We start from the raw sequence: 14,384 nt of genomic DNA, 5'->3' as shown, positions 1-14,384 counted from the left end.
TCCCCATGCGACTCAACCGGACACTGCTCTCCGTCGCCCTGGTCGTGGTCGCCCTCGTCGTCCAGGTCTCCGTACTCGCCCGGCTCCAGCTCCCCGGCGCCGTCCCCGACCTGCTGCTGCTCGTCGTGGTCGCCCTCGCCCTCGTCTACGGACACGTCAGCGGCGCCCTCATCGGCTTCGGAGCGGGCCTCCTCGCCGACCTGGCACCCCCCGCCGACCACGCCGCCGGGCGCTACGCCCTCGTGCTCTGCGTCATCGGCTACCTCGTGGGCCTGGCCAGGCCGGAGAACGGGCAGCTCAAGTCGGCGTTCGTCCCGATGGCCGTCGTCGTCGCCGCGGCCGTCGGATCGACCCTGCTGTACGCGGGCGTCGGCGCCCTCGTCGGTGACACGGCCGCCCGCCATGTCGGCCTGGGCAGCCTGCTGTTCACCGCCGCGGTCTACGACCTGCTCCTCGCGCCGTTCACCGTGCCGCTGATCATGGCGCTCGCCAGACGTACCGAGAACGACCCGCTCGCCGAGAGCTCGAGCGGCGGCGACGTCGCCGCGGGCTGGCTCTCCTCGGGCACCGGGCTGCGGATCGGCAGCCAGAGGGGCGGACTGCGCGTCAAGGCCGCCCGAAACCGCGCCGCACGCGCAGGAAGGATCAAGGGGGTCAAACGACTGTGAGGCCGGACCAGTACCTGTTCACCACCGGGGGCGCCGCGTGAGGCCGTTCTTCCCGGGGGACAACCCCCGAACCCCCGGCCGGACCACCCACGGGGGCGCCGCGTGAGCAACATTCCCGAGACGGGACGGACCCAGCGGGTCCAGATCCGCCTCATCGTCATTCAGGTCCTCGTCTTCTCCCTGCTGCTGACGCTCGGCGGCCGTCTCTGGTACCTCCAGATCCGCAACGGCCAGGAGTACACCGACGAAGCCAAGAACAACCACGTCCAGCAGGTCGTCCAGCCCGCGGTCCGCGGCGCCATCCTCGACGCGCGGGGCGTACCCCTCGCCGACAACGAGACCCGCCTCGTCGTCTCCGCCAGCCGGACCGAGCTGATGAAGGCGAAGGACGACGGCGTCGGTGTCCTCACCCGGCTCGCCGAAGTCCTGGACATGAAGCCCAAGGACGTCCTCGACAAGGTCCGGCTCTGCGACTCCGAGACCCCGCAGCCCTGCTGGAACGGCTCGCCCTACCAGCCCATCCCGGTGACGGACGAGGCCACCACCCAGCAGGCCCTCCAGATCCGTGAGCGCGCGGAGGACTTCCCCGGCATCACCGCCGAACCCACCGCCGTACGCCGCTACGCCGCACCCGGCAAGGCCAACACCGCCCAGGTCCTCGGCTACCTCTCGCCGGTCACCGACGAAGAGATCACCAAGGCCCAGGACAGCGACTCCCCGTACCTCCGCTCCGACCAGGTCGGCCGCTCCGGCCTGGAGCGCACGTACGACAAGGAACTGCGGGGCAAGGCCGGCGTCACCCGCTACGAGGTCGACAACCTCGGCCGCGTCATCGGGGAGGCCGAGAACGACAAGGCGGAGCCCGGCGCGAGCGTCGTCACCTCGATCGACGCACGGGTCCAGGCCGTCGCCGAGTACGAGCTGAACAAGGCCATGGAGACGGCCCGCAAGGAGATGGACCGCAACACCAACGAGCTCTACAAGGCCGACTCCGGCGCCGTCGTCGTCATGGAGTCCAAGACCGGCCGCATCGTCTCGATGGCCTCCCTCCCCACGTACGACCCCAACGCCTGGGTCGGCGGCATCTCCGGCAAGGACTACGCCAAGCTCACCGGGAAGAACTCCAACTTCCCGCTGCTGAACCGCGCCATCCAGGGCCAGGCCGCCCCCGGATCCATCTTCAAGGTCGTCTCCTCCACCGCCGCGGTCAACGCCGGATACCCCTTCGACGGCAACTACCCCTGCCCCAGCTCGTACTCCATCGGCGGGCAGACCTTCAAGAACTTCGAGTCCCAGGGCTACGGCAGCATCACCATCGGCCGCGCGCTCGAGGTCTCCTGCGACACCGTCTACTACGGCCTCGCCCACAAGGAATGGCAGCGCGACGGCGGCACCCAGCCGAAGAAGAAGGCCAACGACTGGTTCTACAAGACGGCCCATCAGTTCGGTCTCGGCAAGGAGACCGGCATCGACCTCCCCAACGAGGTCACCGGCCGCGTCCCCGACCGCCAGTGGAAGGAGAACTTCTTCCGGCTGAACAAGGACGGCTGGTGCAAGCAGGGCAAGAAGAACGGCACGTACGTCGAGATGATCGCGTACGAGAACTGCCTCGAAGGCGACAAGATGCGCGCCGGTGACTCCGTCAACTACTCGATCGGCCAGGGAGACACCCTCGTCACCCCGATCCAGATGGCGACCATCTACGCGGCCATCTCCAACGGCGGCACGCTCTACGACCCGACCGTCGGCAAGGCCATCGTCAGCGGCGACGGCAAGACCGTCCAGGAGATCAAGCCGACCTCGCACGGCAAGCTCCCCTTCAAGGGAGACACGCGCGACGAAATAGACGAAGCCCTCGCGGGTGTCGCGACCCGGGGCAGCGCCGCCTGGCGATTCGGCGGCTGGCCCCAGGACAAGATCCCGATGCACGCCAAGACGGGCACGGCCGAGGTCTACGGCAAGCAGACGACCTCCTGGTTCGCCACGTACACCAAGGACTACTCGATCGTCATGACGATCTCCCAGGGCGGTACGGGCTCCGGTGCCTCCGGGCCCGCCGTGCGCAACATCTACAACGCGCTCTACGGCCTCGACTCCGCCGGCAAGCAGGATCTGAAGAAGGCATTCCTGCCACAGCCGCAGAAGGCCCTGCCCAAGATCCAGGCCGACGGCTCCATCGACGCGCCCAAGATCAAGCCCTACGACCCGGACTCGCAGAAGCCCGTGGAAGAGGTACAGCAGGCACTCGCCGGAGCCCCGGGAAGGCGGGACTGATGGCCGGCTTCTCCGTCTCCCGGTACGCCCCCGAGCGCTCCTCCTGGGCCCGGCTCACCGCCCGCGACTCCCTCGTACGGCGGCTCGACTGGCCGCTGCTCGGCTCGGCGCTCGCGCTCTCGTTCATGGGGGCGCTGCTCGTCTGGTCGGCGACCCGCAACCGGGACACGCTCACGCACGGCGACCCGTACTACTTCCTCTTCCGGCACGCCCTCAACACCGGCATCGGCGTCGCCCTGATGATCGGCACCATCTGGCTCGGCCACCGCACCCTGCGCGGCGCCGTCCCGGTCCTGTACGGCCTCTCGGTGGTCCTGGTCCTGGCGGTCCTCACGCCGCTCGGCGCGACCGTCAACGGCGCGCACGCCTGGATCCTCCTTCCCGGCGGCTTCTCCCTACAGCCCTCCGAGTTCACCAAGATCACGATCATCCTCGGCATGGCGATGCTGCTCGCCGCCCGAGTCGACGCGGGCGACCAACTGCACCCCGACCACCGGACCGTCGCCAAATCCCTCGGCCTGGCGCTCATCCCGATAGCGGTCGTCATGCTGATGCCCGACCTCGGCTCCGTCATGGTCATGGCCGTCATCGTCCTCGGCGTGCTCCTCGCATCCGGCGCGTCCAACCGCTGGGTCTTCGGACTGCTCGGCGCGGGCACCGCCGGCGCCGTGTCGATCTGGCAGCTCGGGCTCCTCGACGACTATCAGATCGCCCGGTTCGCGGCCTTCGCCAACCCGGCCCTGGACCCGGCCGGCGTCGGCTACAACACCAACCAGGCCCGCATCGCGATCGGCTCCGGCGGCCTCGCCGGGACCGGCCTCTTCAAGGGCTCCCAGACCACCGGCCAGTTCGTCCCCGAGCAGCAGACCGACTTCGTCTTCACCGTCGCGGGAGAGGAACTGGGCTTCCTCGGCGCAGGAATGATCATTGTCCTGCTCGGCGTCGTCCTGTGGCGCGCCTGCCGGATCGCCCGCGAGACCACCGAGCTGTACGGCACGGTCGTCGCCGCCGGGATCATCGCCTGGTTCGCCTTCCAGTCCTTCGAGAACATCGGCATGACGCTCGGCATCATGCCCGTGGCCGGACTGCCGCTGCCGTTCGTCTCGTACGGAGGATCATCGATGTTCGCCGTCTGGGTCGCGGTCGGACTGCTCCAGTCGATCCGCGTCCAGCGGCCGATGACCGCCTGAACCACGGCCGATCGCCCGCCGCCCCCTGCCCATCTGCGTACAACGCGTCTAGATTCGGTACATGGCGGACTCGAAGCGTGAGATCGAGCGGAAGTACGAAGCGACTCCCGACACCCGGCTGCCCGACCTGACCAAGGTGGCCGGGGTCTCGGCCGTCACCCACCACGGCGTCACCGAGCTCGACGCCGTCTACTACGACACCGCGGACCTCCGTCTCGCGGCCGACTCCCTCACCCTGCGACGCAGGACCGGCGGGGCCGACGAGGGCTGGCACCTCAAGTTCCCCGTCTCCTCCGGCATCCGCGACGAGATCCGGGCCCCCCTCGCCGACACCCTGCCCCACAGCCTCGCCGGACTGCTCCGCTCCAGGGTCCGGGACGAGGACGTGACCCCCGTCGTCCGGCTGCTCTCCGCCCGCGACGTCCACCACCTCGTCGACGAGGGCGGCACCTTCCTGGCCGAGCTGAGCATCGACGAGGTCCTCGCCCAACGGCTCACCGAGGAGGGCGGCGGCCCCACCGCCGTGTGGACCGAGATCGAGGTCGAACTCGCCGACGACGGCGACCCGGCCTTCCTCGACGCCGTCGAGCGACGGCTCCGCAAGGCCGGCGTGAAGCCCTCCGCCTCGGCCTCCAAACTGGCCAGGGCACTCACCGAGACGGGCGTCCGGCCGGCCGGACCCGCACAGCGCCCGGCGAAGAAGAAACGGAAGCCGCCGCCCCCGACAGCGGGCGACCACGTCCTGGACTACGTACGGGAACAGGTCGAGGCCGTCATCACCCTCGACCCCGCCGTGCGCCGCGACCTTCCCGACTCCGTGCACCAGATGCGCGTGGCCACCCGCCGGCTGCGCAGCGCCTTCAAGACCTACCGGAAGATCCTCGACCGGACGGTCACCGACCCCGTCGGCGAGGAGCTGAAGTGGCTGGCCGCCGAACTCGGAGTCGACCGCGATCAGGAAGTCCTCGACGCCCGCTTCCACGCCGCCACCGCCGACCTGTCCCGCACCCTTCTCCTCGGCCCCGTCAGGAGCCGGCTGCGCCTCTGGTCGGTCGCCAGACGCACCGGCTCCAGGCGCCGCATCGTGGCCGTACTCGACGGGAAGCGCTACCTGTCCCTCCTGGAGAGCCTCGACGCCCTCCTCGCCGCCCCGCCCCTGCGTCCCGCTGCCGCCAAGCCGCCGCGGGACGCGCTGCCCCGCGCCGTACTGAAGGACTACGAACGCCTCGCGACCCGCGTCGGACACGCCCTGGAGCAGCCCCCGGGCCGGGACCGCGACCTGGCGATGCACGAGGCCCGCAAGGCCGCGAAGCGCGCGCGGTACGCGGGTGAAGCGGCACGGCCCGCGCTCGGCAAGGCCGCCAAGCGGTTCGCCAAGCGGATGAAGGCGGTGCAGAAGGTCCTCGGCGAGCACCAGGACAGTGTGGTCGCCCGCGACGCCCTGCGGGCCCTGGCGATCCAGGCACACGCGGCGGGGGAGCCCTCGTTCACCTGGGGACTGCTGTACGGACAGGAGCAGGCGACCGCGGCCGAGAAGGAGCGCGAACTGCCGGGAGTCTGGGCCAGGGCCTCGGAGCCCGACGTGCGGTCGGCATTGAAGGGCTGAGCACCGGGGTACGCTGGATGGTCACCCCTGCCAGCTCACGAAGGTCCCCAGATGTCTGCCGAGTCGGTCTTCCCACAGCTCGAAGCTCTGCTCCCGCATGTGCAGAAGCCCATCCAGTACGTCGGCGGTGAGCTCAACTCCACCGTCAAGCCGTGGGACGAATGCGACGTCCGCTGGGCCCTGATGTACCCGGACGCCTACGAGGTCGGGCTCCCCAACCAGGGCGTCATGATCCTGTACGAGGTGCTCAACGAGCGCGAAGGCGTCCTCGCCGAGCGCACGTACAGCGTCTGGCCGGACCTCGAAGAGCTGATGCGCGAGCACAAGGTGCCGCAGTTCACCGTGGACAGCCACCGCCCCGTCGGCGCCTTCGACGTCTTCGGGCTGAGCTTCTCCACCGAGCTCGGCTACACCAACATGCTCACCGCCCTGGACCTCGCGGGCATCCCGCTGGAGTCCAAGGACCGTACGGTCGACGACCCGATCGTCCTCGCGGGCGGCCACGCGGCCTTCAACCCCGAGCCGATCGCGGACTTCATCGACTGCGCGGTCATCGGCGACGGCGAGCAGGCGGTCCTGGAGATCACCGAGATCGTCCGCGCCTGGAAGGCGGAGGGCCGTCCCGGCGGCCGTGACGAGGTGCTGTTCCGCCTCTCGAAGACCGGCGGTGTCTACGTACCCCGCTTCTACGACGTCGAGTACCTCCCCGACGGCCGCATCGGCCGCGTCGTGCCCAACAAGTCCGGCGTGCCGTGGCGGGTGTCCAAGCACACCGTCATGGACCTCGACGAATGGCCGTACCCGAAGCAGCCCCTCGTCCCCCTCGCGGAGACCGTCCACGAGCGGATGTCCGTCGAGATCTTCCGCGGCTGCACCCGCGGCTGCCGTTTCTGCCAGGCCGGCATGATCACGCGCCCCGTGCGGGAGCGAAGCATCACCGGCATCGGCGAGATGGTCGAGAAGGGCCTCAAGGCGACCGGCTTCGAAGAGGTCGGCCTGCTCTCGCTCTCCTCCGCGGACCACACCGAGATCGGTGAGATCGCCAAGGGCCTCGCCGACCGGTACACCGAGGACAAGATCGGCCTCTCGCTGCCCTCGACCCGCGTCGACGCCTTCAACGTCGACCTGGCCAACGAGCTGACCCGCAACGGCCGCCGCTCCGGTCTCACGTTCGCCCCCGAGGGCGGATCCGAGCGCATGCGCAAGGTCATCAACAAGATGGTCTCGGAGGAGGACCTGATCCGTACGGTCTCCACCGCGTACGGCAACGGCTGGCGTCAGGTGAAGCTGTACTTCATGTGCGGCCTGCCCACCGAGACCGACGAGGACGTCCTCCAGATCGGCGACATGGCGGTCAAGGTGATCGCCAAGGGCCGCGAGGTGTCCGGCCAGAACGACATCCGCTGCACCGTCTCCATCGGCGGCTTCGTACCCAAGCCGCACACCCCGTTCCAGTGGGCCCCGCAGCTCAGCGCCGAGGAGACCGACGCCCGGCTGAAGAAGCTCCGGGACAAGATCCGCGACGACAAGAAGTACGGCCGCTCGATCGGTTTCCGCTACCACGACGGCAAGCCGGGCATCGTCGAGGGCCTCCTCTCCCGCGGCGACCGCCGGGTCGGCTCCGTCATCCGCGCGGTCTACGAGGCCGGCGGCCGTTTCGACGGTTGGCGCGAGCACTTCAGCTACGACCTGTGGATGAAGAGCGCCGAGAAGGCGCTGCCCGACTTCGGCGTCGACGTCGACTGGTACACCACCCGGGAGCGGACGTACGAGGAGGTCCTGCCCTGGGACCACCTGGACTCCGGCCTCGACAAGGACTGGCTCTGGGAGGACTGGCAGGACTCGCTCGACGAGACCGAGGTCGAGGACTGCCGCTGGACGCCGTGCTTCGACTGTGGTGTGTGTCCTCAGATGGACACGAGTATTCAGATCGGCCCCACCGGCAAGAAGCTGCTGCCGCTCACGGTCGTGAAGTAGCCGAACGCACCGTCCGAGTGACAACTCGGTGACGAAGGCCCGGTCCGGGAAACCCTGGACCGGGCCTTCGCGTCATCCCCGGCATGGACCAGGAAGCGCAGCCCCACCCGTACGGAAAGCACCAGGCGCCCGCGCGGTACGAACCGGGCGAGGGCTGTCTGACCACCCTCATCAGGATCCCGGTGCGGATCGTGGTGCTGGTGCTCGTCCTTCCCGTACGCATGGTCTGGGACGTCCTCGTCGCCGGTGGCCGCGCCGCCGACCGCATCCTGCTGCGCCCGCTCGGCAGGGCGCTGGCCCGGCTCTTCGACGTGCTCGTCGTGATCCCGGCGGTGTGGCTGTACGGCGCGGTGCTCACCCCTGTCGGCCATGCGCTGCTCTGGCTCGCGGCAGCCGTCTTCGTCTGGCCCTGGGTCGGGCTCTGGCGCTACGTCGTCGTGCCGGTCTTCCGATACGGCGTCGTCGTCCCGCTGGCATGGCTGTACGCGGCCGTCCTCACCCCGCTCGGGCACGGGCTCGCATGGGTGTACCGCACGCTGCTCGCGCCGGCCGGACGCGCCGTCGCCACCGCGCTCGGCCTGTTGCTGATGGCGCTGTTCGTCTGGCCGGTCGTCGGCGTGTGGCGGTACGTCCTGACCCCCCTGGCCCTGGCCGCCGTCTGGCTGGTGACACATCTGGTCGTGCGTCCGCTGGCGTGGGTGTACCGGGAGCTGCTGACCCCGCTCGGCCACGGCATCGTGTGGCTGGCCGAGCTGCTGGCGCGGGGCGTCGCCGCCGTGGGCATCGGTCTCTGGACCGCTGTCGTGTGGCTGGTCATGACGTTGCTCGTCGCCCCCGTCGCCTGGGTGTACCGGCGGATCCTCACCCCGGTCGGCCGCGAGATCGTCGCCGCGCTCGCCGTGGCCTGGCGGATCGCCGGCTTCGTCTCGCGCGCCGTCGGCCGCGTCCTGGCCTGGCTGGCCTGGCATCTGATCGGCGCGCCGGTGACCTGGGCCTATCGCTCGGTGTGTACGCCGGTCGGGCATTTCGTGAGGGACCAGGTCTGGGCTCCCGCCCGTCGTGCGGCCGTCGAGGCGGGACGCGCGGCGCGAAGCGCGCTGCGCACGGCGCGCGAAAGCGTGCGCCAGGCCCGCCGTGACGCCTGGAGGGCGCTGGTCGGAGATCAGCGGGTGGCCGAGCCCCGGGAACTCAATGGGTCCGCTGCGCGTAGGCTGGGTAGTGAGCACCATGCAACGACTGACCCCAGCGCGGCGCCCGCACCCGAGATCTCCCCGCTAGCAGACGGAAACGTCAAGCGGGGGTGAGCCGGAGCGGACACCCCGGGGCACCCCGTACTTCGTGGGCGGTACGCCACCGCGTCCGCCCCGCACCGAGGAGAAGAACCACTGGGCAAGCGACAGCCCGAAGGCCCGCCGCCCGCACCGGCAGTGCAGCGCATCCGACTGCGCTACACGAAGCGGGGCCGCCTCCGGTTCACCAGCCACCGAGACTTCCAGCGTGCCTTCGAGCGGGCGCTGCGCCGCTCCGAGGTGCCCATGGCCTACTCGGCGGGCTTCACCCCCCACCCGAAGGTCTCGTACGCCAATGCCGCACCCACCGGCACGGGCAGCGAGGCCGAGTTCCTGGAGATCGCCCTCACCGAGGCGCGTGACCCGGACACCCTGCGCGAACTGCTCAACGAGTCGCTGCCCGACGGCCTGGACATCACCGACGCGGTGGAGGCCCGTACGTCCGGTCTCGCCGACCGGCTGACCGCCTCCGTATGGGAGATGCGCCTCGACGGAGTCACCGTCGAGGACACGGCGAAGGCCGTGACCGCCTTCATGGGCGCCGAGACCGTCGAGGTCCAGCGCCGCGCGAAGAACGGGATGCGCACCTTCGACGCCCGCGCCGCCGTCGCCGACCTGCAGGCTCTTGATCCACTGGCTGATAGGCCGGGGGACAAGCCCTGTGCGATACTGCGGCTGGTTGTTCGGCACGTGACACCTGCCGTGCGACCCGACGACGTCCTGTCCGGTCTCCGCGTTGTGGCCGACCTCGCGCCGCCGGTCCCCGCAGCGGTGACCAGGCTGGCGCAGGGGCTCTTCGACGAGGAGTCCGGCACGGTGACCGACCCGCTCGCGCCCGACCGCGAGGCAGCCCCGACCGCTTCTTCAGTGGTCGCCCCGGCCGCCGTCGCGACGGCGCCGGAAGGTGCAGGTTCCGCGTAAGGCGGTCGTTGTAGCGCAGCCCTTCGACTCGGGAGCCACCTGGGTCGGGCCGCGAACTGACCAGAAGACTTTCGCCAGGCCGTACGCATACCGCGGACGGAACCGGCGAGCCAGACATCAGCTCCCGTGCGGCGCCCGCGCCCCGGACGGCGGTATCGCGCACATCACGCGAACCGTGCCGGACCGGAATCAGGCGCGGCGCCCGGGAGCGTGACGGGAGAACCGCCCGCATGCTTGAGCCGACCGAACCCGGAACCAACGGGAACACCGAAGACAACAACAGCCCCGGGGACAAGCTGCCGCCGCGCCGCAGGCGCCGCGCGGCCTCCCGCCCCGCGGGCCCGCCGTCGGGCGGTACGCCGGGAGCGGCTGCCGCCGAGGACGTCGCGCCGGCCATACCGGCCGAAGAGGCCGCGCCGACCGGTACCGACGATGCCGCGCCTCCGGCGCGTACGCGCCGTCGTGCGGTCCGCAAGGCGACCGCTCCGGCGGGTGCCCCTGCGCCGTCCGCCGAGACCGCTGAGGCCCCCGAGGCCGTAGAGACCCCTGTGGCCGTCGAGGCTGCCGCCGAGCCCGCCGAGGCCGAGGCCCCGGCTACGCCGCCGCGTGCCCGCCGTCGTGCGGTCCGTAAGGCGACCGCGCCGGCCGGTGCGCCGCAGGCCGCGGACGAGCCGGTGGCGGAGCCCGTCGCCGAGCCGGCCGCCGAGCCCGCCGAGGCCGAGGCCCCCGCTGCTCCGCGTGGCCGTCGTCGTGCGGTCCGCAAGGCCACCGCTCCGGCGGGCGCCCCGCAGCCCACCGAGGAGATCGCCGAGCCCGCCGCGCCCGCTCCCGTCGCCGCTGTCGAGGAGCCGGAAGCCGCCCCCGTCGTCGAGGCGGCCCCCCGTGGCCGTACCCGGCGCCGTGCGTCGGCCCCGGCCGGAGCGCCGCAGGCCGAGGCGGCCGTCGAGCCCGAAGTCGTCGTCGAGCCGGTTGTCGAGGTCGCGGAGACGGCCGAGGCCGTCGAAGCGCCCCAGGCCGAAGCCGCGCCCCCGGCGCGCACCCGCCGTCGTGCGGTCCGTAAGGCGACCGCTCCGGCGGGCGCCCCCCAGCCGGTCGAGACGGCCGAGACCCCCGCGGTCGCGGAGGACGTCGTCGAGACCGGTGAGAGCCTTCCGGCCGCCGTGGCCGAGGAGCTCGCCGCCGAGCCCGAAGAGGTCGCGGAGGCCGCCCCGCGCGGTCGTCAGCGCCGTCGGGCCACCGCGGCGGCAGGCCGGCCGGAGTTCACCGGCAAGGTCGAGGAGCCGGCCCGCAAGAGCCGTCGCGCGACGCGCCCGGCCGTGGCCGTGTTCCAGGCCCCGGTCTTCGCCGAGCCGATGTTCCAGACTCCCGAGACCGCGGCTGCCGCGGCTGCCGCGGCCGGTCCCGTTCAGGAGGACGAGGCCGAAGAGGTCGAGCAGGCCCCCGTGGCCGAGCCCGTGGCCGAAGCCGTCGAGCCCGCCGAGGCCGCGCCGCAGGGCGGTTCGCGCCGCCGTCGCCGTCGCCGTGGCGAGGCCGCCGAGGCCGAGCCGGTCGCCGCCCCCGTGGCGGCTCCGGTGGAGGAGGCCGTGGAGGACGAGCACGAGGCCGAGGCCGAGACGGACGCCGAGCACGAGGGCGAGGGCGAGGAGACGGACGAGTACGGGGACCGGCCTTCGCGCCGTCGTCGTCGTGGTGGCCGTCGCCGTCGTCGCGGCGAGAACAACGAGCTGGACGACGCCGAGCACGGCGACGAGGCCCCCTCGGACCGTACCGAGGACGAGGCCGAGCGCGTCCAGGAGCACGACGAGGAGGACGAGGACGACAACGAGTCGGCCTCCGGCTCCAGCAGCAGCCGTCGCCGCCGTCGCCGTCGCCGTCGCAGCGGTGAGGCCGCGGGCGAGGCCGACACGGGCACGGACGACCCGGAGCGTACGGTCGTCAAGGTGCGCGAGCCGCGCAAGAAGGAAGTCGAGCGCGAGCCCGGCACCGGCTTCGACGAGGTCCAGTCCATCAAGGGCTCGACCCGTATGGAGGCGAAGAAGCAGCGCCGCCGCGAAGGCCGTGAGCAGGGCCGCCGTCGCGTCCCGATCATCACCGAGGCGGAGTTCCTGGCGCGCCGCGAGGCCGTCGAGCGGGTGATGGTCGTCCGTCAGAGCGGCGAGCGCACCCAGATCGGTGTCCTCGAGGACAACGTGCTCGTCGAGCACTACGTCAACAAGGAGCAGGCCACCAGCTACGTCGGCAACGTCTACCTGGGCAAGGTGCAGAACGTTCTGCCGTCCATGGAGGCCGCGTTCGTCGACATCGGCAAGGGCCGCAACGCCGTCCTGTACGCCGGTGAGGTCAACTTCGAGGCGCTCGGCATGGCCCACGGGCCGCGCCGCATCGAGAGCGCGCTCAAGTCCGGCCAGTCCGTCCTCGTCCAGGTGACGAAGGACCCGATCGGTCACAAGGGTGCCCGCCTGACCAGCCAGGTCTCGCTGCCCGGCCGCTACCTGGTCTACGTGCCCGAGGGCTCGATGACCGGTATCAGCCGCAAGCTGCCCGACACCGAGCGGTCCCGGCTGAAGACCATCCTCAAGAAGATCGTCCCCGAGGACGCCGGCGTCATCGTGCGCACCGCGGCCGAGGGTGCGAGCGAGGACGAGCTGCGCCGCGATGTCGAGCGGCTGCAGGAGCAGTGGGAGGACATCCAGAAGAAGTCCAAGAGCAGCGGCAGCACCAACGCGCCGACGCTGCTCTACGGCGAGCCGGACATGACCGTCCGGGTCGTCCGCGACATCTTCAACGAGGACTTCTCGAAGGTCATCGTCAGTGGTGACGACGCGTGGGACACCATCCACGGCTATGTCTCGCACGTGGCGCCCGACCTGACGGACCGGCTGTCCCGCTGGACCTCCGAGGTCGACGTCTTCGCGACGTACCGCATCGACGAGCAGCTGATGAAGGCGCTGGACCGCAAGGTCTATCTGCCGAGCGGCGGTTCGCTGGTCATCGACAAGACCGAGGCGATGGTCGTCGTCGACGTCAACACCGGCAAGTTCACCGGTCAGGGCGGAAACCTCGAGGAGACCGTCACCAAGAACAACCTGGAGGCGGCCGAGGAGATCGTGCGTCAGCTGCGGCTGCGCGACCTCGGTGGCATCGTCGTCGTCGACTTCATCGACATGGTGCTGGAGTCCAACCGGGACCTCGTGCTGCGGCGTCTGCTGGAGTGCCTGGGCCGGGACCGTACGAAGCACCAGGTCGCCGAGGTCACCTCGCTCGGCCTGGTCCAGATGACCCGCAAGCGGGTCGGCCAGGGTCTGCTGGAGTCCTTCTCCGAGACCTGTGTCCACTGCAACGGGCGCGGCGTCATCGTCCACATGGAGCAGCCGACCTCGGTCGGCGGCGGAGGCGGCAAGCGCGCGAAGAAGCGTGGCCGCGGTGGTGCGGGCCAGGACCAGGTCCACGAGCACGACCACGAGCAGGCGGACGAGCACGAGATCGAGAGCGAGGCCGAGGTCGCGGCGGAGATCGCGGCCCCGGTGGCGCTGCCCGAGCCGGAGTTCGTTCCGGACGAGGAGCTCTACAGCAGCCCGGCCGAGGCCGAGGCGGCTGCCACGCGCGGCCGTGGACGTCGGCGTGCGACCCGCAAGGTGTCGGCTCCGGCCGGCGCCCCGAGGGCCGCGGCCGAGCCTGCGCCCGTCGTCGAGCCGGTGGCCGAGGCCGCTCCGGTCGTCGAGCCGGTCGTGGAGCCCGAGCCGGTCGTCGAGACCCCGGTGGCCGCTCCGGCCGTCGAGGCCGAGGCGCCCGCCCAGGGCCGTACGCGTCGCCGGGCGACCCGTAAGGCGACCGCTCCGGCGGGTTCGCCGAAGCCGGCCGAGACGGTGGAGCCGGTCGTCGAGGAGATCGTGGTCGTCGAGACCCCGGTCGCCGAGGCCCCCGTGGTGGAGGCTCCGGAGGCCGAGGAGCCCGCTCCGGTCGCGGCGCCGCGTGCGCGGCGCCGGGCCACCCGTAAGGCCACCGCTCCCGCGGGCTCGCCCACGGGTGCCGACGAGGCGGAGGTCGTCGTGGTGACGGCCGCGCCCGTGACCGAATCCGCTTCCGACGCTGCTTCCGGCAGCGCGGAGACGGAGGCGGAGGCGCCGGCCAAGAAGACGGCCCGCAAGGCCGCCGCCAAGAAGGCACCGGCCAAGAAGGCAGCCGCCAAGAAGACGGTCGCGAAGAAGGCCGCCGCGAAGAAGACGACCACCAAGAAGGCCGCCTCGAAGAAGACGGTGGCTGCCGAGCAGTCGTCGCCCTCCGTGACGGCTTCTGCATCGTCGTCGGACTCCGCGCCGTCGGCCGGCTGAGCATTCCGTATCCGGTTGTGCAACGACACGTGTCCCGCCCCGAGGCTCTCGGGGCGGGACACGTGCTTTGTTTCAGAACTGATGCACCCGCGGGTTAACAGGCCCGAAATGGCCCGAGAAATCCCTGA

The 14,384-nt window shown here is 71.1% G+C and carries 8 protein-coding genes; all 8 read left to right on the top strand.

The window, feature by feature from the left end; translation table 11 throughout:
* Nucleotides 1-5 precede the first annotated feature (5 nt).
* The 8 genes from mreD (at nucleotide 6) to OG230_RS11840 (ending at nucleotide 14,256) form a co-directional block, all read left to right on the top strand.
* On the top strand, nucleotides 6-668 hold the full coding sequence (gene mreD / locus OG230_RS11875) for a rod shape-determining protein MreD (RefSeq protein WP_328910144.1): 663 nt from the start codon (nucleotides 6-8) through the stop codon (nucleotides 666-668).
* 102 nt (nucleotides 669-770) lie between these two features.
* A complete protein-coding gene (gene mrdA, locus OG230_RS11870) occupies nucleotides 771-2,942 on the top strand; it encodes a penicillin-binding protein 2 (RefSeq protein ID WP_328910143.1) in 2,172 nt (723 codons plus the stop codon).
* Nucleotides 2,942-4,132 (top strand): rod shape-determining protein RodA, encoded by a 1,191-nt coding sequence (gene rodA / locus OG230_RS11865; RefSeq protein WP_328910142.1) that lies wholly within the window; start codon nucleotides 2,942-2,944, stop codon nucleotides 4,130-4,132. The genes mrdA and rodA overlap by 1 nt, the downstream gene beginning before the upstream one ends.
* Before the next feature lie 61 nt (nucleotides 4,133-4,193).
* Nucleotides 4,194-5,738, top strand: coding sequence for a CYTH and CHAD domain-containing protein (locus OG230_RS11860; protein WP_328910141.1), 1,545 nt, complete (start codon nucleotides 4,194-4,196; stop codon nucleotides 5,736-5,738).
* 51 nt (nucleotides 5,739-5,789) lie between these two features.
* Nucleotides 5,790-7,715: a TIGR03960 family B12-binding radical SAM protein gene (locus OG230_RS11855; RefSeq protein ID WP_328910140.1), complete on the top strand. Its 1,926-nt coding sequence runs from the start codon at nucleotides 5,790-5,792 to the stop codon at nucleotides 7,713-7,715.
* An 83-nt stretch (nucleotides 7,716-7,798) separates the two neighbouring features.
* Nucleotides 7,799-9,019: a hypothetical protein gene (locus OG230_RS11850; protein ID WP_328910139.1), complete on the top strand. Its 1,221-nt coding sequence runs from the start codon at nucleotides 7,799-7,801 to the stop codon at nucleotides 9,017-9,019.
* 123 nt (nucleotides 9,020-9,142) lie between these two features.
* Nucleotides 9,143-9,925 (top strand): TIGR03936 family radical SAM-associated protein, encoded by a 783-nt coding sequence (locus tag OG230_RS11845; RefSeq protein ID WP_328910138.1) that lies wholly within the window; start codon nucleotides 9,143-9,145, stop codon nucleotides 9,923-9,925.
* Between the two features lie 230 nt (nucleotides 9,926-10,155).
* Nucleotides 10,156-14,256: an Rne/Rng family ribonuclease gene (locus OG230_RS11840; RefSeq protein ID WP_328910137.1), complete on the top strand. Its 4,101-nt coding sequence runs from the start codon at nucleotides 10,156-10,158 to the stop codon at nucleotides 14,254-14,256.
* Nucleotides 14,257-14,384: the final 128 nt, after the last annotated feature.

The sequence above is a fragment of the Streptomyces sp. NBC_00234 genome, from assembly GCF_036195325.1.
Taxonomy (GTDB): Bacteria; Actinomycetota; Actinomycetes; order Streptomycetales; family Streptomycetaceae; genus Streptomyces.
The sequence above is the reverse complement of the archived record's forward strand: the minus strand, read 5'-3'. Positions and strand labels throughout refer to the sequence as shown.

Bases quoted from the DNA above. Each gene is read 5' to 3' on its own strand.
- OG230_RS11850 (WP_328910139.1), top strand. From the start codon at position 7,799: ATGGACCAGGAAGCGCAGCCCCACCCGTACGGAAAGCACCAGGCGCCC.
- mreD (WP_328910144.1), top strand. From the start codon at position 6: ATGCGACTCAACCGGACACTGCTCTCCGTCGCCCTGGTCGTGGTCGCC.
- rodA (WP_328910142.1), top strand. From the start codon at position 2,942: ATGGCCGGCTTCTCCGTCTCCCGGTACGCCCCCGAGCGCTCCTCCTGG.
- OG230_RS11860 (WP_328910141.1), top strand. From the start codon at position 4,194: ATGGCGGACTCGAAGCGTGAGATCGAGCGGAAGTACGAAGCGACTCCC.
- OG230_RS11840 (WP_328910137.1), top strand. From the start codon at position 10,156: ATGCTTGAGCCGACCGAACCCGGAACCAACGGGAACACCGAAGACAAC.
- OG230_RS11855 (WP_328910140.1), top strand. From the start codon at position 5,790: ATGTCTGCCGAGTCGGTCTTCCCACAGCTCGAAGCTCTGCTCCCGCAT.